Below are 19,534 nucleotides of genomic sequence, written 5' to 3' on the forward strand. Positions count from 1 at the left end.
GGGCCGAGGCGGCCGTCCTCGCGCGTCCGACGCTCCTCACGCCGTCCGGTCCGCGCCGGGGAGGAGTACGCCCGGGGCCCGTAATCCCCTACGCCCCCGCCCGTAACACGCCGGTCGTAGGCTCCGCCGCATGTCAGAGGCTGTCACCACCCCCACCCACTGCCCCTACTGCGCCCTCCAGTGCGGCATGTCGCTGCGGCCGGCGGGCGGCTCCGTGGAGGTGGTCGAGCGCCCCGACTTCCCCGTCAACCGGGGCGCCCTGTGCGGCAAGGGCCGCAGCGCTCCGGCCGTGCTCTCCTCCCGGGTCAGGCTGACCGGGCCCCTGGTCCGATGCCCTGACACAGGCGCCCTGAAGTCCGCCTCCTGGGAGGAGGCCCTCGCCGCCGTCGCCGACGGGCTGCGCCGGACCCGCGTCGACCACGGACCCGATGCCGTGGGGGTCTTCGGCGGCGGCGGCCTCACCAACGAGAAGGCGTACACACTGGGCAAGTTCGCCCGGGTCGTGCTCGGCACCTCGCAGATCGACTACAACGGCCGCTTCTGCATGTCGTCCGCGGCCGCCGCGCACCAGCGGGCGTTCGGACTCGACCGGGGCCTGCCCTTCCCCCTGGAGGACGTCCCGCGCACCGGCTGCGTCATCCTCGTCGGCTCCAACCTGGCCGAGACCATGCCGCCCGCGCTCCGCTACCTCACCGAACTGCGGGCGAACGGCGGCAAGCTGATCGTCGTCGACCCGCGCCGCACCCGCACCGCCGAGCAGGCCGACCTCCACCTCGCGCCCCGCCCCGGCACCGACCTCGCCCTCGCCCTCGGTCTGCTCCATCTCGTGGTCGCGGAGGGGCGGGTGGACGAGGAGTTCGTCCGGGAGCGTACGGAAGGGTGGGAGGCGGCCCGGTCGGGCGCGATGGCGCACTGGCCCGAGCTGGTCGAGCGGACGACCGGCGTGCCCGTGCCGCGACTCCGCGAGGCCATGCGGATGTTCTGCGACGCGGAGAGCGGGATGGTGCTCACGGCGCGCGGCCCTGAGCAGCAGTCGAAGGGCACGGACACCGTCGGCGCGTGGATCAACCTCTGCCTCGCGACGGGGCGCGCCGGGCGCCCGCTGAGCGGGTACGGCTGCCTCACCGGCCAGGGCAACGGCCAGGGCGGCCGTGAGCACGGCCAGAAGGCGGACCAGCTGCCCGGCTACCGGAAGCTGGACGACCCGGCGGCGCGGGCGCACGTCGCGCGGGTGTGGGGGGTGGAGCCCGAGTCGCTGCCGGGGCCGGGCCGCAGCGCGTACGAACTCCTGGACGCGCTGGGCGGCGACGTGAGGGCGCTGCTCCTCATGGGCTCCAACCCGGTCGTCTCGGCGCCGCGCGCCGCGCACATCGAGGGGCGGCTGCGCTCGCTGGACTTCCTGGCCGTCGCGGACGTGGTCCTGTCGGAGACGGCGGAGCTGGCGGACGTGGTCCTGCCGGTCACCCAGTGGGCGGAGGAGACGGGCACGACGACCAGTCTGGAGGGGCGGGTGCTGCTGCGGCAGCGGGCGATCACCCCGCCGGAGGGCGTCCGTTCGGACCTGGAGGTGCTGCACGGGCTGGCGGGGCTGCTCGGGCACGAGAAGGGGTTCCCGACGGACCCGGAGGAGGTCTTCGACGAGCTCCGGCGTGCGTCGGCGGGCGGCCCCGCGGACTACTCGGGCATCAGCTACCGCCGCATCCGCGAGGAGAACGGCGTCTTCTGGCCCTGCCCGGACACCGAACCGGTCCCTGCCGAGCCCGCACCCCCCGACGCCGAGCCCGCACCCGACCGGAGCGCCCCGGCCAACCCCGCCGACGCCGAGCCCGCACCCGCCCGGAACGCCCGCGCCAACCCCACCGGCGCCGAGTCCGCCCCCGTCCGGAACGCCCCGGCCAATCCCGCCGACGCCGACCCCGGCCGGCCCGACCACGCCCGGTCCGTCCCCGCCGGAGCCGGCCACCCCCGGCGTCCGCACCCCGGTAGTCCGCGGCTCTTTCTCGAGCGGTTCGCGACGCCGAGCGGGCGGGCGCGGTTCGTGGCGGTCACGGATCGGCCGGCGGCCGAGGAGACCGACGCCGAGTACCCGGTCGTGCTGACGACCGGGCGGGTCGTCGCGCAGTACCAGTCCGGGGCGCAGACGCGGCGCGTCGCCGAGCTGAACGCCGCCGCGCCCGGCCCGTTCGTGGAGCTGCACCCGCGGCTCGCCGAGCGGATCGGGGTGGCCGAGGGCGAGCGGGTCGCCGTCGTGTCGCGCCGGGGCCGGGCGGTGGCGCCCGCACGGATCACCACGACCATCCGCCCGGACACGGTCTTCATGCCGTTCCACTGGCCGGGCGAGGGCCGCGCCAACACCCTCACCAACCCGGCGCTCGACCCGATCTCCCGGATGCCCGAGTTCAAGACCTGCGCGGTCCGGGTCGAGCCCGCCAGTCCCCGCCCCTGATGAGCGGCCCGTAGGGGGTGCCGGGGGCCGCGAACCAGACCCAGGCCCGGACGGCCGTCCCGTCCCCGACCCGTACGACCTCGCACGCCGCCCGCTCGTACCCGGCGGGGAGCTCCACCCGGTCCAGTACGGCGAGGAGTTCGGCGTACGCGCCGGGCGCGGCGGTCACCAGCTCGCCCGCCACCAGGCCCTCGCCCGGCACGACGTAGGGGTATCCGGGCCCGTCGTGGAGCAGCGCGCCCGGCAGACGCGCCGCTTCCTCCCCGGCCGTGCGGCCGAGGAGGAAGCGGTCGTGGTTGTACTCGCCGGGCCGCAGCGTGCCGTAGACGAAGAACGGCAGTTCGGGCGGACCGTCGGTCATCCGGCGGGGTTCGCGGTCGTCTCGGCCTCCAGCCACGCCAGGTAGGCGGCGGAGGCCCGGACCACCGGCGTGGCGACGACCTCGGGGGTCTCGTAGTCGTGCGCGGCGAGGAGGTGGGCCTCCAGCTCCGCGTAGCGGGCCTCGGTCGTCTTGAAGAGGACCTGCCACTCCTCCTCGGTCTCGATCGCCTTCCGCCAGTGGTAGACGGAGGTGACCGGTCCGGAGACCTGCGCGCAGGCGGCGAGGCGGGCCTCGACCGCTCCGCGCGCGAGTTCCTGGGCCTTGTCGGGGCTGTCGGTGGTGGTGAGTACGGTCAGTGCGAGGGTCACCCGGCCCACCGTACCCACCCCCGCCCCGCCCGGGCTCACGCCGCCGCCGCGAACTGGGCCGCGTGCAGCCGGGCGTACGCCCCGCCGGAGGTCAGGAGTTCGTCGTGCGTGCCCTGTTCGACGATCGAGCCGTCCTCCATCACGAGGATCACGTCCGCGTCCCGGATGGTGGAGAGCCGGTGCGCGATCACGAACGACGTGCGGCCCTTCCGGAGGGAGGACATGGCCCGCTGGATGAGGACCTCGGTGCGGGTGTCGACCGAGCTGGTCGCCTCGTCCAGGACCAGGATCACCGGCTCGGACAGGAACGCCCGGGCGATCGTGATCAGCTGCTTCTCGCCGGCGCTGAGCCCGGCGCCGTCCTCGTCGAGGACCGTGTCGTAGCCGTCGGGGAGGGTCCGGACGAACCGGTCGGCGTGGGTGGCCATGGCGGCCTCGACGATCCGTTCGCGCGAGACCTCCCCCGGCACCCCGTAGGCGATGTTGTCGGCGATCGTGCCGCCGAAGAGCCAGGTGTCCTGGAGGACCATGCCGATACCGGACCGCAGCTCCTCGCGGGACACCGAGGAGATGTCCACCCCGTCGAGGGTGATCCGGCCGCCGGTCACCTCGTAGAAGCGCATCAGCAGGTTCACCAGCGTCGTCTTGCCGGCGCCGGTCGGACCGACGATCGCGACGGTCTGGCCCGGCTCGACCGTCAGGGACAGGTCCTCGACGAGCGGCTTGTCCGGCTCGTAGCGGAACGCCACCTTCTCGAACGAGACCCGGCCCGCGGCGTGCCCGCGCGGTCCGGCGCCCGCGGCCGACCCGGCCGGCTCCGGGGACTCCTCCCGCGCGTCGAGGAGGTCGAAGACCCGCTCGGCGGACGCGACCCCGGACTGGAGCAGGTTGGCCATGGCCGCGATCTGGTTGATCGGGCCGTTGAACTCGTACGAGTACTGGATGAACGCCTGCACGTCGCCGACGCTCAGCGTGCCGCTCGCCACCCGCAGCCCGCCGACGACCGCGATCAGGACGTAGTTGAGGTTGCCGACGAAGGTGAGGGCCGGCTGGATGAAGCCGGAGATGAACTGGGCCCGGAAGCTCGCCCCGTACAGCTCCTCGCCCAGCTCGTCGAAGCGGGCCACCGCCGCGTCCCGCCGCCCGAAGACGACGACCTCCGCGTGTCCGGTGATCATCTCCTCGACGTGGCTGTTGAGCCGGCCCGTCACCGCCCACTGCCGCACGAACTGCGGCTGGGCGCGCTTGCCGATCCGCGCCGCGACCAGCAGCGAGACGGGGACGGTCGCGAGGGCGACGAGGGCGAGCAGTGGCGAGATCCAGCACATCATCACCAGCACGCCGACGAGGGTGAGGAGCGCCCTGACCATCTGGCCGAAGGCCTGCTGGAGGGTCTGCGTGATGTTGTCGATGTCGTTGGTGGTGCGGCTGAGGAGCTCGCCGCGCGGTTGTCCGTCGACGTACGCGAGCGGCAGCCGGGCCAGCTTGGCCTGGGCCTCGGCGCGCAGCCGGTGCCCGGCACGCTGGACGACGGTGGTGGCGAGCCGCTGCTGGACCCAGTTGAGCGCGGCGGATCCCGCGACGGCCGCGAAGGCGAGGGCGAGCGTCTCGCCGACGGCGCGGAAGTCGACGCCGGCCGGGCTCGCCGCGCCGGTGACGACGAGGTCGGTGGCGCGGCCGAGGAGCAGCGGGCTGAGGACGGCGAGGGCGACGCCGGCCGCCGCGGCGGCCAGGACGCCGAGCAGCCGGGGGCGTTCGGGGGCCATGGTGCGCAGCAGCCGCAGGCCGGAGGCGCGGAAGTCCAGGGAGCGTTCGAGGGACGGGGTGGCGATGCCGGGCCCGCGCTGCTGCACGGCGGGCCCCCGGCGCTGAGGGGCACTCACGCTGCTTCCTCCTCGGTGAGCTGGGAGAGGACGATCTCCCGGTAGGTGGGGTTGGTCCGCATGAGTTCCTCGTGGGTGCCGCTGCCGACGGCCCGCCCCTGGTCGAGGACGACGATCCGGTCGGCGTCGCGGATGGTGGAGACGCGCTGGGCGACGATGACGACGGTCGCGTCGGCGGTCTCCGCCCGCAGGGCCGCGCGCAGCAAGGCGTCGGTGTGGTGGTCGAGGGCGGAGAAGGAGTCGTCGAACAGGTACACCTGGGGGCGGTGGACGAGGACCCGGGCGATGGCGAGGCGCTGGCGCTGCCCGCCGGAGAGGTTGGTGCCGCCCTGGGCGACCGGGGCGTCGAGGCCCTCGGGGAGCGCGCGGACGAATCCGGCGGCCTGCGCGACCTCCAGGGCGTGCCAGAGCTCGTCGTCGCTCGCCCCGGGCCTGCCGTACCGCAGGTTGCTCGCGACCGTGCCGGAGAAGAGGTACGGCTTCTGCGGGACGAGTCCGACGGTACGGGCGAGCAGGGCGGGGTCCATGGTGCGGACGTCGACGCCACCCACCGTGACCACGCCGTCGGTGGCGTCGAAGAGCCGCGCGACGAGACCGAGGAGGGTGGTCTTGCCGCTGCCGGTGGAGCCGATGACGGCCGTGGTCCGGCCGGGGCGGGCGGTCAGGTCCACGGCGCGCAGGACGGGTTCCTCGGCGCCGGGGTAGCTGAAGTGGGCGCCCTGGACGTCGAGCAGGCCGGGGCCGAGCAGGGTGCGCACGGGTGCGGCGGGGGCGGAGACGGAGGGGGCGGTGTCGAGGATCTCCTGGATGCGTTCGGCGCTGACCTCGGCCCGCGGCATGTGCATCAGCAGGAAGAGGACCATCATCACCGACATCATGATCTGGAGCAGATAGCCGAGGAACGCGACGAGCGAACCGGCCTGCAGGGCCCCGGACTCGATCCGGTGGGCGCCCGCCCAGATGATGCCGACGGTCGCCAGCTCCCAGACGATCAGGACGATGGGGAACATCAGGGCCTGGAGCCGGCCGACCTGGGTGCCGACCGCGCGGAGTTCGTCGTTGGCCTCGCCGAAGCGCTCCTGCTCGTGGCGGTCGCGGACGAAGGCGCGGACCACCCGGATGCCGGTGATCTGCTCGCGCATCACCCGGTTGACCCGGTCGACGCGCTCCTGCATGCCCCGGAAGAGCGGCCGCATGCGCAGGACGACGCTGCCGACGCCGCCGGCCATCAGCGGGACGAAGAGCAGGAGCAGCAGCGCGAGCGGGACGTCCTGGTCGAGGGCCATGACGACGCCGCCGACGCAGAGCAGGGGGGCCGCCACCAGCATCGTCAGGACGAGGACGGCGAACGTCTGGACCTGCTGGACGTCGTTGGTGGTCCGGGTGATCAGGGAGGCGGTGCCGAAGCGGCTCATCTCCTGGGCGGAGAAGTCCTGGACGCGGCGGAAGGCGGCGGCGCGCACGTCACGGGCGACACCCATGGCGATCTTCGCGCCGAAGTAGACGGCGGCGGCCGCGGCGGCGGCCTGGAGGAGGGTGACGGCGGCCATCAGGGCGCCGCCGGTGAGGACATGGGCGGTGTCGCCGCGTAACACGCCCTGGTCGATGACGTCGGCGTTGAGGGTGGGCAGGGTGAGGGAGGCGAGGGACTGGACGAGTTGGAGGAGGACGACGAGGGCCAGGGTCCACCGGTACGGCCCGAGCCGGCCCGCGACGAGTCTGATCAGCATGGGGGTCGGTCTCCCGTCAGGCGCCGTAGGGGCGGACGGCCTTGGCGTCCCGGAGGGCGTGCGCCCACCAGGCGAGCTGGTCGAGCATCGCCTTGGCGGCGGCGTCGGGACCGGTGGGGTCCTTGTGCCGGCCGGTCTCGTCGAAGTGCCCGTGCGCGTTGTGGAAGGAGACCGTGTCCCGGATGGTCATGGCGTGCAGCTCGGCGAAGACCTGGCGCAGTTGCTCCACGGCCCGCAGACCCCCCGACATCCCGCCGTACGAGACGAAACCGACGGGCTTGGCCTGCCACTCGCCGAAGTGCCAGTCGATGAGGGCCTTGAGGGAGGCGGGGAAGGAGTGGTTGAACTCGGGGGTGAGGACGACGAAGGCGTCGGCGGCGTCGAGGACCGGGGAGACCTTGGCCAGCTCGGCGCTGACGGCGGCGTCGGGCTGGAAGGAGAGGGCGGTGGGCAGATCGACCTCGGCCAGGTCGACGATGTCGACGTCGAAGTCGGGGTGCTCGGCGAGGCGGCCGCGGAGCCAGTCGACGAGCACGGGCGCGAAGCGGCCCGTGCGGTTGCTGGCGACGATGACGGCGAGCTTGAGCGGCGTGGAGTTACGCGTGGTGTCCATGGAGAGGATCCTGATACCTCAACTTTGGTTGAGGTCAAGCGGTGATTTCCCGGCGTGCCCCGGCATACCGTGAAGGGCATGACGACACCTCCTCCGCACATCGAGATCGACGGCGTCCCGGCGGCCGACCCCGGACTCCTCGCCACCCTCATGAGCGGCTTCGGTCACTTCACCGCGATGCAGGTCCGGGACGGGCGGGTGCGCGGTTACGGCCTGCACGTCGACCGCCTCGACCGGTCCACGCGCGAGCTGTTCGGACAGGGCGTCGACGGCGAGCACGTCCGCCGCCTGCTCGCCGGCGCCCTGCGGACGGCGGGGCTGCGGGACGCGACGGCGCGGGTGTACGTCTTCGAGGGCGAAGCCGGGGGCGGGGCGGCGGGAGGACCGGGGGTGCGCTCCGGGGACGGTCCCGCTCCCGCGGGCGTACGGCTCGTGGTCACCGTGCGCGGTCCGGCCGACGCGCCGGAGGCCCCGCGGCGGCTGAGGTCCGTCGACTACTGGCGCCCCGCGCCGCACATCAAGCACCTGGGCGGTTTCGGCCAGTCGTACCACGGCGAGGCGGCCCGCCGGGCGGGGTACGACGACGCGCTGCTGGTCTCCCGGGACGGCGAGATCGCGGAGGGCGCGGTCACCAACATCGCCTTCTGGGACGGCACGTCGGTGATCTGGCCGTCCGCGCCCGCCCTGACCGGCATCACCATGGCGCTCCTGGAACCCCGGCTGGACTCCGTACGGCGCCGGGTGACCCTGGCGGACCTCCCGGACATGCGGGCGGCGTTCGTGACGAACTCCCGGGGGATCTCGCCGGTGGGCGGGATCGACGACGTGGAGTTCGCGGCGGACGAGAAGCTGATGGAGCGGGTGCACGAGGCGTACGGATCGGTGCCGTGGGAGGCGCTGCGGGCGGATGTCTCGTAGGAGCGGACGCCTGGTCGGATCGTTCGCACGAGACGACGCCAGGTCCGATCCCTCGCACGAGGCGGCCCCCGGTCGGAACCCTCGCATGAGGCGACGCGCAACGCGCCTTGCACCAGCGGGCGTTCGCGCCCCTCCGGTACCATCGACGGTCCGGAGTGAAGCGGCACGGGGGTCCGTGACATGGTCGTGAGGTACGTCGTATCGCCGCACGGCGCGCGCAACACCTACCCGAACATCACGTCCGCCCTGCGCGCCTGGTCCGCGCTCCGGGCCACCTCCCGTCGGCGCAGGTCGGGGCTGGTCGTGATCGCCCCCGGGCGGTACGACGAGAGCCTCGTCGCCCGCGGCGACCTCCGGCTGGTCGCGGCCGAAGGACCGGGTTCGGTCGTGGTGAGCCGACTGCGCGGGACCGTCCTGGAGACGTACGGAACGGTCGCGGTCGAGGGTCTCGTGCTGACCGGCCGGGACGTCGACCAGGACATCGTCGCCTGCGCGGAGGGCACGCTCACCCTCGACCACGTCGAGGTCCGCACGCCCGGCGGCGTCGGCACGCACGCGCGGCCGAACACCCACGTCATCCTGCGGGACAGCGTCCTCCTGCACGGCCGCACCCTCTTCACCGCCTCGCAGGGAACGATCGAACGGTGCCGGTTCGTCGACGCCGCCGACAACGCCGTCGCGGCGATCGAGGGCGCCCAGGTCGCCGTCGGTCACAGCAGGATCGAGGGCAGCCGCATCCACGGCGTACGGGTCTGCGACGCGCGCGCCACCGTCGCGGGCTGCGAGCTGACCGGCACCGGCAGCGCGGCTCTCATGGCGGACACCCGCGCCACGCTCGTCGTGGCGGACTGCGTGATCACCGACGTCCACGCGGAGGGGATCATGTTCGTCGAACAGTCCCGGGGCTCCGTGGACCGCACCCACGTCACCGACGCGCGCCACGGGGTGGGGGCGGCGTCCGGCGCCGACCCGGTGGTGCGCGACTCCACGTTCACCGCGTGCCGGGACACCGGCATCAACGTCCAGACCGACGCCCGGGGCAGGTACGAGGACTGCCGGATCGTCGGAGCGGGCAACATCGGCGTGTTCTCGACCAAGGGCGGCGCGCCGGCCGTCCACCGCTGCCGCGTCTCGGGAGGCAACGTCGGCATCGCCGTGACCCAGGGCGCCCGGGGCCTGTTCACGGGCCTCACCATCGAGGACCTGACCAACTCCGCGCTACGGGTCTTCGACCCGGAGTCCAAGGCCGTCTTCGAGGACGTCCGGGTGGACCGCTGCGCGGCGGGGCTCGAGGTCCGGGGCGACGGCGGCACCACGGCCGAGCTCACGCGCGCGGAGTTCCGCGACGTCGAGCACGCCTCGGTGGCCCTCGCCGGGCAGTCCCGGACCACGCTGAGGAACCTCACGGCACACGGCGGGGTGCTGGGCCTCGGCGTCGGGGAGGAGGCGCAGCTCCGCGCGTTCGACACCCGGATCACGGGGGTGAGCAGCGGCGGGGCGGTCGCCTTCGGCAGCGCGAAGCTCATCGCGCGGAACCTGACGGTGACCGGATCGGGCTCCCTGGGCCTGTGCGGCCGGAACTCCGCCTTCCTGGACGTCACGCACGGCGAGTTCACCGACTGCGCGGGTGTCGGAGCCGCCTTCGACGACGAGTGCAGCGGCCGGCTCGTGGACTCCTCCGTGAGCGGCGCGGGAGAACTCGGCGTGCGCCACAACGGGCTGGTCGACCTGACCTCGCTGACGACGTCCCTGCGGCTCGTCCGTAACCGGGAGCCCGTCCCGCTGCCCCCGACGATCATCAACATCTTCAACAACGCGGTGTTCACCGGGCCGCACATCACCGGCCCGGTCACCCACAGTCAGTTCGCGTGGAACAACCAGCAGGTCACCCAGAACCAGACGAACGAGGACGGTGCCGAGCGATGAGCGATGCGCGGAACGGTGCGGGGAACGGTCCCGGGAACGACGCGGGGGGCGGTGCGGGGAACGACCCCGGGCGGTACGACGGGCCCGTCTTCCGCGGCCCGTCCTCGAACAACCAGTTCGCCTGGAACAACAGCGGGGCGGTCACCCAGAACCAGCAGAACAACACCGTCACGGGCGTCGCGCCCGGCTACGAGCGGCTCGCCGCGCACGTCGCCGAGGTGCTCCGGCGGCTCCCCGACGCGGGCCTCCCCGAGCAGGACCGCGAGGACGCGGAGGCGGCGGCGGGCGAGGTCCTCGCGACGATCGCCGGAACCGAGGAGCCGGAGGCGGGCCGGCTGCGCCGCGCCCTGGGCTCGCTCAGGGGGGCCCTGGCCCCGGTGGCGACGGGCGTGGCGGCCGGGGCGACGATGGGAGCCCAGGAGTGGGCCCTGGCGGCGATCGCGGGGCTGGGAGGGTAAGGGGGCGCGTCCGGGCGGGTCCCCAGCCGGTGTGCGCGTCCGGGCCGGTCATCGGCGTGCGCGCGCGTCCGGGCGGGTCACCAGCGTGCGCGCGTCCGGGCCGGTCATCGGCGTGCGTGCGCGTCCGGGCGGGTCACCAGCGTGCGCGCGTCCGGGCCGGTCACCGGCGTGCGTGCGCGTCCGGGCGGGTCACCCGTTCGACACGGGGCTTCGGCTGACTCTCCACAACCTTCCCTGACCTGCGTAAACACCACTCACGCAAGGCGACACACCGCACCGGACGGCGTAATTCTGACCCTCCCTCAGCAGGCGCGCGGCGCGCGCGGGGCCTTATCTCGGTCCTAGGAGGCAGGTCCCGGGAAGTCCCTCCCGGCAGGTCCGGGCCTCCCCGGCATGACCGCTCGCGCGCCCCGGAGGATCCCCATGCGCACCACTGCCCGCCTGCTCACCGGTACCGCGCTGACGGTCGCCGCGATCGGCGCACTCGGCGCCCCCGCCGCGTACGCCGGGGACTCCGAGGCCCTTGAGGTCTACCCGTCCTCCGCGAGCCCCGGCACGACCATCACCGTCAACACCCTGGCCTGCGGCAAGCACGGCCACGGCGTCGGCGACGCGCAGTCCCTGGGCGCGGGCGACTTCCAGCTGAACCCGAGCACGCACAAGGAGGTCGTGGTCGGCCAGTTCACGGTGCCGGAGCACGCGAAGGCCGGGACCTACGGGATCGCCGTCGCCTGCGACAACGGCAAGACCGCTCGCGGCGAGCTCGTCGTCAAGCACAAGGGCCCGAGCGGCCATGTGCGGACCGGAGTCGGCGGCAGCGTCGGCCCCGACACCACCCAGATCGCGGCGGGCGCGGCGGTGCTGGCCGCGGCTGCCGTCGGCGGTACGTGGCTCCTGCGTCGCCGGGCGAGCGGCGCGCAGGACGGCTGAGACGTACCGCACGTCCTGCCCCCGTCGCGCGGCCCGCACAAGGCCCGACGGGGGCAGGACCACATCCCGGGACCACACCCTGGGGCCACACCCCGGGACCACGCCCTCGGAGGAAACGCACCGTGAGCAGCAGGAGCAAGGGGTGGGGCATAGCCGCCGCCGCGTGCGTCGGCATCTGGCTCGTCCAGAACGGGTCGGAGCAGGTCACCCCGCCGGTCCCATCGGCCGCGCAGGCGTTCGCCGCGGGCCCGAACCAGCACACCACCGCGGCCGCCGCCCCGCTGCCGCCGTCCGATCCCGTACGGCTCCGCGTCCCCGAGATCGACGTCGACACGCCCATGATGCGGCTCGGCCTGGACCGGGACGGCGCCCTGGAGGTCCCGCCGGCGGGCGACCGCAACGTCGCCGGCTGGTACGAGGACGGCACGCCGCCCGGCGCCGAGGGCACCGCGATCGTCGCCGGCCATGTCGACAACGCGCAGGGCCCGGCCGTGTTCTACGCCCTCGGCGCGCTCAAGAAGGGCAACCGGATCGAGGTCGACCGCGTGGACGGCCGGACCGCCGTGTTCACGATCGACGCCGTCGAGGTGTACGGGAACGAGGACTTCCCCGACGAGAAGGTCTACGGCGGGACGGGCCGGGCCGAGATCCGGGTCATCACCTGCGGCGGAGGCTTCTCCCAGAAATCCGGCTACCAGGGGAACGTGGTCGCCTTCGGCCACCTCATCGGGGCGCGCTGAACCCGGTCCCGACGCGGGGCGCGCTGAACCCGGTCCCGACGCGGGGCGCGCTGAACCCGGTCCCGACGCGGGGCGCGCTGAACCCGGTCCCGACGCGGGGCGCGCTGAGCCCCGTCACGACGCGGGCACGCCGAACCCCCGTCACGCCCACTGGTCGAAGGCGAGCTTCGCTACCAAGGAGAAGACGACGAACAGCAGGACGCCCCGGACGAACTCGGCGCCCCTGCTCAGCGCCATCCGCGCCCCGATCATCGCGCCCGCCAGGTTGAAGACGGCCATGACCGCCGCCAGCTGCCAGAGCACACTGCCCTGGTACGCGAACATCGCGAGCGCGCCCGCGTTGGTGCAGACGTTGACGATCTTGGCGGTGGCGGAGGCGGTCACCAGGTCGAGATGGAGCACGGCGGTGAGCGCGAGGACCAGGAACGTGCCGGTCCCGGGTCCGAACAGACCGTCGTAGAAGCCGATCCCGCCACCGACGAGCACGATCGCGGTGACCACCCGGGCCCGGCCGACGGGCGCCTTCGCCGCCTCCCCCCGGGTGCCGAAGGACGGCCGCAGCATGACGAACGCGGCGACACCGAGCAGCACCACCATGATCACCGGGCGCAGTACCTCGCTGCTGATCCCGGCCGCGAAGAACGCGCCGCCCATGGACCCGGCGAGCGCCGCGAGCCCGATCCGTACCGCCGTCCTCACCTGCACGGGCGCCTTGCGCACGTACGTGACGGCGGCGCCGGACGTGCCGACGATGGCGACGGCCTTGTTGGTGCCGAGGATCTGCGCGGCCGGCAGCTGCGGGAGCCCGAGCAGCAGCGCGGGCAGCAGCAACAGCCCTCCTCCGCCGACCACGGCGTCGATCCAGCCCGCGACGAGCGCGGCGGCGCAGAGCAGGACGAGGGTGGTCAGGGATATGTCAGGCATGATCGCGAGCCTAGGGACGAGATGGGTGTGCCGTCCATCAATCCCTGGAGAGTTGAGCTACGTCTGAGGTTGTCCCCACCGGCGACCGGTCGGGCGCGGGCGGCGCGGCCGGGTCGACGGCGACCGTGAGGAAGGTCGCGGCCAGTGCGCCGACGCCGAGCAGTCCGACGGCGAGCTGTCTGCGGGCGCGGTCGGTGGGGTGGATCGCGGCGGGGGCCCTGCGGGCACGGTGCTTACCCATGGCTGAAGTCCTCGGTGTGGATGCGGCGGGCGGACACCCCGGCCCGGACGAGCGAGGCGGTGGCGGCCCTGGACATGGCGGGCGGCCCGCAGAGGTAGACGTCGTGACCGGCGAGGCCGGGCACCAGATCGCGCAGGGCCTGCGGGGCGAGGGGGTCGAAGGAGGCGTCGGACGGGCCGAGGAGGTAGTGCAGGGCCGCCTTCCGCGCGTGGGCGATCCGCTCCAGCTCCTCGCGCAGGACGAGCCCGTCCGCGTCGGAGGCCCGGTACAGCAGCGTCACGTCGCCGGGGCCGCCGGGCAGGGTCTCGAAGAGCGCCCGCAGCGGGGTGATGCCGACGCCGCCGGCGAGCAGCAGGACCTTGCGGCGGGTGCGGCGGTGCGCGGTGAGCGCGCCGAACGGTCCGGTGGCGAGGACCCGGACGCCGGGGCGCAGGCGGCGGATGCGGCGGGTGTGGTCGCCCAGCGCCTTGACCGTGATGCGCAGGGTGTCGTCGCGGACGGGCGCGGAGAGGGAGAACGGCAGCGCGGTCCGCCAGAGCCGCCGGGAGAGGAACCGCCACCGGAAGAACTGCCCCGGTTCGGCGTGGAGCAGCTCCAGGCCGGTGCCCTTGACGATCACCGAGACGACGCCGGGGCCCTCGTCGCGGACCTCGGCGACCCGGAGGGTGTGGCGCAGCGCCTGCCGGACGGGGACGACGATCCGGTACCAGACGAGGAGGACGGCCACGGTCGCGTGCGCCATGGACCAGGCCCAGAGCGCGAGGACGCTCCCGGTGAGGTCGGGTCCGGCGAGCTGGTGCACGAAACCGAGGGCGGCGGCGAGGTGGCTGAGCAGATGGAGCGCTCGCCAGGTCTCGTGCCGCAGCCGGCGGCGGGCGGCCCGGGCGGAGCTGACCCCGACCGCGACGAAGAGCGCGGTGCCGGCGGTGGCGGCGGCGAGCGCGGGATAGGCGAGCAGCTCGCCGGCGGCGCTGACCAGGTCGGTACGGGTGTGCACGGCGTACCCGCAGAGCGCGAGCGCGGCGTGCGCCGCGACGAGCCCGAGGACGTACCGCCCGCCGGCCGCGTGCCAGCGCGCGAGCCGGTCGGCCCCGACCCCGTGCTCGACGGCGGGCACGCGCGCCATCAGGAACAGCATGACCAGGACGCCGTATCCGGCGAGCAGCCCGGTGAGGTGAGCCCCGGCCGCGAAGAAGGCGTCGAGCCGGGCGGAGGGCCGGACCTGGACGCCCCAGAGCAGGGCGACGGCCCCGGCCCCGCCGAGGACGGCGTCGCGCAGTCGGTCGGGGCGCACCCGTGGGTGGTGGGCGATCGCCCCGCGGGGCGAGGGGGGTGTGCCCGGACGGGGCCCGGGAGCGGGCGGGCGCGCCCCCGGACCCGGACGGGGCCCGGGAGCGGGCGGGCGCGCCCCGCCGCGGGGCCGCGCCCGGCCCCCCGCCCGCGCCCCTCGCTGCTTCAGATACGCGGCAAGGGCCGGATGCCTGGGTTCCTGAACCTCGGTCGTCACGGGAGCCGACACTAGGGTCAGTGGGGCGGGGAAAACCCCAGCTCAACCGGGTGAGCGCGATCCTTAAGGCCCCCTTGAGGAACCCCTGACCGCCGATTAAGCCTCACACGGGCGAACGCCCCGGGCGGAGATCAGCGTTCCCTACGGGAAACAGTCGAGATCCCCCCGGGTAACACCCACGTCGCACGCTTCGACCCATGAGTACACGCATCGTGGTGGTCGGCAGCGGAACGGCGGGCGCCCGGCTCGCCCAGCGCCTGCCCGTCACGCTCCTCGGCGAGGAGCCGCACGCACCGTATAACAGGGTGCTGCTCGCGGACGTCCTCGCCGGGCGGTACGCATCCGAGGTGATCGCGCTGCCGGAGCTTCGGGAGCCGATGCGGCGCGGGGTGCGGGCGGTGCGGATCGACCGGGCCGCCCGGGTCGTGGAGTGCGCGGACGGGACGACCGTCGGCTACGACCGGCTGGTCCTGGCGACCGGCTCCAACCCGGTCCTGCCGCCCCTGCGGGGCCTGCGCGGCTTCCGGCTCCCGGTGGGCGTCCATCCCTTCCGTACGCTCGACGACTGCCTGGAGCTGCGCGCCCTCGTGCGCCCCGGCGTCCGCGCGGTCGTCATCGGCGGTGGGCTGCTCGGCGTCTCCGCGGCCCGCGCGCTGGCCGCGCTCGGCGCCGAGGTGGTCCTGACCCAGCAGGGCGAACGCCTGATGGAGCGCCAACTCGACGCCCAGGCTTCGGCGTTGCTGCGCGACCACGTGGAGGCCCTGGGCGTGGAGGTGCACACCGAGTGCCGGGTCAGCGGGCTGCGCCAGGCGGACGGCGCGGTGACGGCCGTCGAGCTGGCCGACGGCTTCGTGCTCGACGCGCAGGTCGTGGTCCTCGCGTGCGGGGTCAGGCCGCGCGTCGGCCTCGCCCAGGACGCGGGCCTGGACGTCGCCAAGGGCATCGTCGTCGACGACGAGCTGCGGACCTCCGACCCGTACATCCACGCCATCGGCGACTGCGCCGAACACGCGGGCCGGGTCTACGGCCTGGCGGGCCCGGCCCTGGAACAGGCCGACGCGCTCGCCGACCTCCTCCGGGCGGAAGCCGAGGCCCTCCCCCCGGGGCCCCGCAGCACGGACGCGCGCACGCCGGAGCCCCTCAGCGCCGAGGACGGCACGCCGGTGACCGCCGGCCCGGGCGACCGCACGCCGGAGACCCTCCGCGCCGACGCGCGCACACCGCAGACCCCCCGCCCCGACGGCCAGGCGCCCGAGGCCCCGCGCCCCGAGCCGGCCCCCCGACCCGCCTACACCGGCACCCGCGCCCTCACCCGGCTCACGCTGGGCGGGCCGGTGGCGCTCGACCTCGCCGCGTTCGGCGAGGCCACCCCGCTGCCCGGGGACGAGGTCGTCCAGCTGACCGACGCCACCCGGCGCGCGTACCGCAAGGTCGTCGTCCGCGGCGACCGGCTCGTCGGCGGCGTGCTGCTCGGCGACCTCGCCGCCGTCGGCACGCTCGCCCGGGCCTGGGAGGGCGACGAGGCCCTGCCCGACGACGCCCCCCTGCTTCATCTGCTCACCCATGACGGAGGCTCCTGAGATGGCGACCACGCCCCTGCCCACACCCACCGTGCCCACCATCGTCCTGGTCGGCCACGGCATGGTCGGCCAGCGGTTCCTGGAGGCGCTCGCGGACCGGGGCGTCACCGAGCGGGCGCGGGTCGTCGTGCTCTGCGAGGAGCCGCGCCCCGCCTACGACCGCGTCCAGTTGAGCGCGTACTTCAGCGGCCGCACGCCCGACGAGCTGTCCATGGTCGAGGACGGCTTCCTGGCACGGCACGGCATCGAGCTGTACGTCGGCGACCCGGCGGAGTCCGTGGACCGCGCGGCGCGCACGGTCACCGCCCGCTCCGGGCGGGTCGTCCCGTACGACACGCTCGTCCTCGCCACCGGCTCGTACCCCTTCGTGCCGCCGGTCCCCGGCAAGGACGCGCGCGGCTGTTTCGTGTACCGGACGATCGAGGACCTGCTCGCGATCGAGGAGTACGCCAAGTCGTCGACGACCGGCGCCGTGGTCGGCGGCGGGCTGCTCGGCCTGGAGGCGGCCGGCGCGCTCAAGGGGCTCGGACTCGACACGCACGTGGTGGAGTTCGCGCCCCGGCTGATGCCGGTGCAGGTCGACGAGGGCGGCGGCGCGGCGCTGCTGCGGACGATCGAGCGGATGGGGCTGACCGTCCACACCGGGACCGGCACCCAGGAGGTCGTGACCGAGGACGGCGCGGTCACCGGGATGCGGCTCTCGGACGGCTCCGAACTGGCCACGGACATGGTGGTGTTCTCGGCGGGCGTACGGCCCCGGGACCAGTTGGCGCGCGAGTGCGGGCTGACCGTCGGCGAGCGCGGCGGGATCGCCGTGGACGAGCGGTGCCGGACGTCCGACCCGGCCGTGTACGCGATCGGCGAGTGCGCGCTGGCGGTCGACGGCCGGGTGTACGGCCTGGTGGCGCCGGGGTACGAGATGGCGCTGACGGTGGCGGCGACGATCGCCGAGGAGGCCGAGGTCCCCGGCTTCACCGGTGCCGACATGTCGACGAAGCTGAAGCTGCTCGGTGTCGACGTGGCCTCCTTCGGCGACGCGCACGGCACCGCCGAGGGCTGCCTCGACGTCGTCTACTCCGACTCCCGATCGGGCGTCTACCGCAAGCTCGTGGTCGACGGCGAGGGCGTGCTGCTCGGCGGTGTCCTGGTCGGCGACGCCGAGTCGTACGGCATGCTGCGGCCGCTCACCGGATCCGTACCGCCCGTCTCCCCCGACCAGCTCGTCCTGCCCGCGGGCGCGGGCGCGCCGGTCGCCCTCGGTCCGTCCGCGCTGCCGGACGACGCCGTCATCTGCTCCTGCCACAACGTGACCAAGCACGCGATCACCCAGTGCGCGACGCTGCCGGAGGTGAAGAAGTGCACCAAGGCGGGGACGGGGTGCGGCAGTTGCGTGAAGCTCATCGGCCAGCTCCTGCCCGAGCCGGCGGACAAGGGGCTGTGCGGCTGCTTCGCGTACACCCGGGGCGAGCTGTACGAGATCACCCGTACGCTGCGGCTCACCTCCTTCGCCGGGCTGCTCGACTCGCACGGCCGGCCGGAGGCGCGCGGTGGTGAGGGCTGTGAGGTCTGCAAGCCGACGGTCGCCTCGATCCTGGCCAGCCTCAACCAGGGCTACATCCTCGACGGCGAGCAGGCCTCCCTCCAGGACACCAACGACCACTTCCTGGCCAACCTCCAGCGCAACGGGTCGTACTCGGTGGTGCCCCGCATCCCCGGCGGTGAGATCACCCCGGAGAAGCTGATCGTGATCGGCGAGGTGGCCCGCGACTTCGGGCTCTACACCAAGATCACGGGTGGTCAGCGGATCGACATGTTCGGCGCCCGCGTCGAGCAGTTGCCGGCGATCTGGACCCGGCTGGTCGACGCGGGCTTCGAGTCGGGACACGCGTACGGCAAGTCGCTGCGCACGGTGAAGTCCTGTGTGGGGCAGACCTGGTGCCGCTACGGCGTGCAGGACTCGGTGAAGATGGCGATCCAGCTGGAGCTGCGCTACCGGGGCCTGCGCTCCCCGCACAAGCTCAAGTCGGCGGTCTCCGGCTGCGCGCGGGAGTGCGCCGAGGCGCAGTCGAAGGACTTCGGCGTCATCGCGACGGCCAACGGCTGGAACCTGTACGTCGGCGGCAACGGCGGCGCGACCCCGCGCCACGCGGACCTCCTCGCGCAGGACCTGTCGGACGCCGAACTGGTGCGGCTGATCGACCGGTTCCTGATGTTCTACATCCGGACCGCCGACCGGCTGGAGCGGACCTCGGTGTGGCTGGAGCGGCTCGACGGCGGCCTCGACCACCTGCGGGACGTCGTGGTGCACGACTCGCTGGGGCTCTGCGACGAGCTGGAGGCGCTGATGACGGCCCATGTCGCGGACTACCAGGACGAGTGGGCGGCGACCCTGGACGACCCGGAGCGGCTGCGCCGGTTCGTGTCCTTCGTGAACGCTCCGGAGGCACCGGACCCGTCGGTGCGGTTCGTGCCGGAGCGCGACCAGATCAAGCCGGACCTGACGGTCCTCACCATCGGAAACATGCGAGTCGACACGCTGGAAGGGGTCTGAAGCCCGATGCACCTCGAACTCTCCCACGACGCCGGGGCCGACGCCTGGACGCCGGTCTGCGAGACCTCCCGGCTGACCCCGGGCCGCGGCGTGGCCGCGCTGCTCCCCGACGGCCGGCAGGCGGCGCTCTTCCTGGACCGGGCGGGCAAGGCCTACGCGATCGAGAACCGCGACCCGTTCACCGGCGCGCAGGTGCTGTCCCGGGGGCTGCTCGGCTCCGCGGGCGGGCGGCCGTTCGTGGCCTCGCCGCTCCTCAAGCAGCGCTTCGACCTGGAGTCGGGGCGGTGTCTGGACGACGAGAGCGTGTCGGTGGCGGTCTTCCCGGTCCGGCTGAGCACGTCTCCATGACGGGCCATGAGATCTTGACCGATCGTTCCAGATACACCTAGAGTCACCG

17 protein-coding genes are annotated in these 19,534 nt (G+C 73.9%); 9 read left to right on the forward strand and 8 right to left on the reverse strand.

The annotated features are described in order from the left end of the window. Positions 1 to 130 precede the first annotated feature (130 nt). On the forward strand, positions 131 to 2,446 hold the full coding sequence (locus ACIPPS_RS22185; RefSeq protein WP_401434740.1) for a molybdopterin oxidoreductase family protein: 2,316 nt from the start codon (positions 131 to 133) through the stop codon (positions 2,444 to 2,446). Here ACIPPS_RS22185 and ACIPPS_RS22190 read toward each other — a convergent pair. From ACIPPS_RS22190 to ACIPPS_RS22210, 5 genes are read right to left on the reverse strand one after another with little or no spacing between them, the layout of a single operon-like run. Further along, complete coding sequence (locus ACIPPS_RS22190; protein ID WP_401434743.1) at positions 2,400 to 2,807, reverse strand: gamma-glutamylcyclotransferase family protein; 408 nt, start codon at positions 2,805 to 2,807, stop codon at positions 2,400 to 2,402. The genes ACIPPS_RS22185 and ACIPPS_RS22190 overlap by 47 nt on opposite strands. Continuing rightward, the gene (gene cutA / locus ACIPPS_RS22195; RefSeq protein WP_401434746.1) at positions 2,804 to 3,136 is read right to left on the reverse strand and encodes a divalent-cation tolerance protein CutA; all 333 of its coding nucleotides are present in this window, start codon (positions 3,134 to 3,136) and stop codon (positions 2,804 to 2,806) included. The genes ACIPPS_RS22190 and cutA overlap by 4 nt, the downstream gene beginning before the upstream one ends. Before the next feature lie 35 nt (positions 3,137 to 3,171). Then, positions 3,172 to 5,019 (reverse strand): ABC transporter ATP-binding protein, encoded by a 1,848-nt coding sequence (locus ACIPPS_RS22200; protein ID WP_401434749.1) that lies wholly within the window; start codon positions 5,017 to 5,019, stop codon positions 3,172 to 3,174. Next, positions 5,016 to 6,749, reverse strand: coding sequence for an ABC transporter ATP-binding protein (locus ACIPPS_RS22205; RefSeq protein ID WP_401434751.1), 1,734 nt, complete (start codon positions 6,747 to 6,749; stop codon positions 5,016 to 5,018). Before ACIPPS_RS22205 ends, ACIPPS_RS22200 begins: the two co-directional genes overlap by 4 nt. A 16-nt stretch (positions 6,750 to 6,765) precedes the next feature. Further along, a complete protein-coding gene (locus ACIPPS_RS22210; RefSeq protein WP_401434753.1) occupies positions 6,766 to 7,362 on the reverse strand; it encodes an NADPH-dependent FMN reductase in 597 nt (198 codons plus the stop codon). A 78-nt stretch (positions 7,363 to 7,440) separates the two neighbouring features. Between ACIPPS_RS22210 and ACIPPS_RS22215 the strand changes: the two genes are divergently transcribed. From ACIPPS_RS22215 to ACIPPS_RS22235, 5 genes are all read left to right on the forward strand, one after another. Beyond that, positions 7,441 to 8,280: an aminotransferase class IV gene (locus ACIPPS_RS22215; protein ID WP_401434755.1), complete on the forward strand. Its 840-nt coding sequence runs from the start codon at positions 7,441 to 7,443 to the stop codon at positions 8,278 to 8,280. A gap of 180 nt (positions 8,281 to 8,460) precedes the next feature. Further along, the gene (locus tag ACIPPS_RS22220; protein ID WP_401434757.1) at positions 8,461 to 10,206 is read left to right on the forward strand and encodes a right-handed parallel beta-helix repeat-containing protein; all 1,746 of its coding nucleotides are present in this window, start codon (positions 8,461 to 8,463) and stop codon (positions 10,204 to 10,206) included. Next, on the forward strand, positions 10,203 to 10,664 hold the full coding sequence (locus ACIPPS_RS22225) for a hypothetical protein (RefSeq protein WP_401434759.1): 462 nt from the start codon (positions 10,203 to 10,205) through the stop codon (positions 10,662 to 10,664). The genes ACIPPS_RS22220 and ACIPPS_RS22225 overlap by 4 nt, the downstream gene beginning before the upstream one ends. Before the next feature lie 423 nt (positions 10,665 to 11,087). Next, positions 11,088 to 11,594 carry a hypothetical protein gene (locus ACIPPS_RS22230; protein WP_401434761.1) on the forward strand — a complete coding sequence of 169 codons (507 nt, stop codon included), beginning with the start codon at positions 11,088 to 11,090 and terminating at the stop codon, positions 11,592 to 11,594. A 122-nt stretch (positions 11,595 to 11,716) separates the two neighbouring features. Continuing rightward, positions 11,717 to 12,334, forward strand: a complete 618-nt coding sequence (locus ACIPPS_RS22235) for a class F sortase (RefSeq protein WP_401434764.1) — start codon at positions 11,717 to 11,719, stop codon at positions 12,332 to 12,334. Positions 12,335 to 12,475: 141 nt separating this feature from the next. Here ACIPPS_RS22235 and ACIPPS_RS22240 read toward each other — a convergent pair whose 3' ends face one another. Genes ACIPPS_RS22240 through ACIPPS_RS22250 form a run of 3 tightly spaced genes read right to left on the reverse strand, consistent with a single transcriptional unit; the run spans position 12,476 to position 14,793 of the window. Continuing rightward, positions 12,476 to 13,258 (reverse strand): TSUP family transporter, encoded by a 783-nt coding sequence (locus ACIPPS_RS22240; RefSeq protein WP_401434767.1) that lies wholly within the window; start codon positions 13,256 to 13,258, stop codon positions 12,476 to 12,478. 37 nt (positions 13,259 to 13,295) lie between these two features. Then, positions 13,296 to 13,499, reverse strand: a complete 204-nt coding sequence (locus ACIPPS_RS22245) for a hypothetical protein (protein WP_401434769.1) — start codon at positions 13,497 to 13,499, stop codon at positions 13,296 to 13,298. Continuing rightward, positions 13,492 to 14,793: a ferric reductase-like transmembrane domain-containing protein gene (locus ACIPPS_RS22250; protein WP_401434772.1), complete on the reverse strand. Its 1,302-nt coding sequence runs from the start codon at positions 14,791 to 14,793 to the stop codon at positions 13,492 to 13,494. The genes ACIPPS_RS22245 and ACIPPS_RS22250 overlap by 8 nt, the downstream gene beginning before the upstream one ends. A gap of 410 nt (positions 14,794 to 15,203) precedes the next feature. Between ACIPPS_RS22250 and ACIPPS_RS22255 the strand changes: the two genes are divergently transcribed. The 3 genes from ACIPPS_RS22255 to nirD are packed head-to-tail and all read left to right on the forward strand — an operon-like array spanning position 15,204 to position 19,485. Then, the gene (locus tag ACIPPS_RS22255) at positions 15,204 to 16,586 is read left to right on the forward strand and encodes an NAD(P)/FAD-dependent oxidoreductase (RefSeq protein ID WP_401434774.1); all 1,383 of its coding nucleotides are present in this window, start codon (positions 15,204 to 15,206) and stop codon (positions 16,584 to 16,586) included. A 1-nt stretch (position 16,587) separates the two neighbouring features. After that, positions 16,588 to 19,137 (forward strand): nitrite reductase large subunit NirB, encoded by a 2,550-nt coding sequence (gene nirB / locus ACIPPS_RS22260; RefSeq protein ID WP_401434777.1) that lies wholly within the window; start codon positions 16,588 to 16,590, stop codon positions 19,135 to 19,137. A gap of 6 nt (positions 19,138 to 19,143) precedes the next feature. Further along, positions 19,144 to 19,485, forward strand: a complete 342-nt coding sequence (gene nirD, locus ACIPPS_RS22265) for a nitrite reductase small subunit NirD (RefSeq protein ID WP_401434779.1) — start codon at positions 19,144 to 19,146, stop codon at positions 19,483 to 19,485. Positions 19,486 to 19,534 lie beyond the last annotated feature (49 nt).

Source organism: Streptomyces sp. NPDC090127 (assembly GCF_044746945.1).
Taxonomy (GTDB): domain Bacteria; phylum Actinomycetota; class Actinomycetes; order Streptomycetales; family Streptomycetaceae; genus Streptomyces.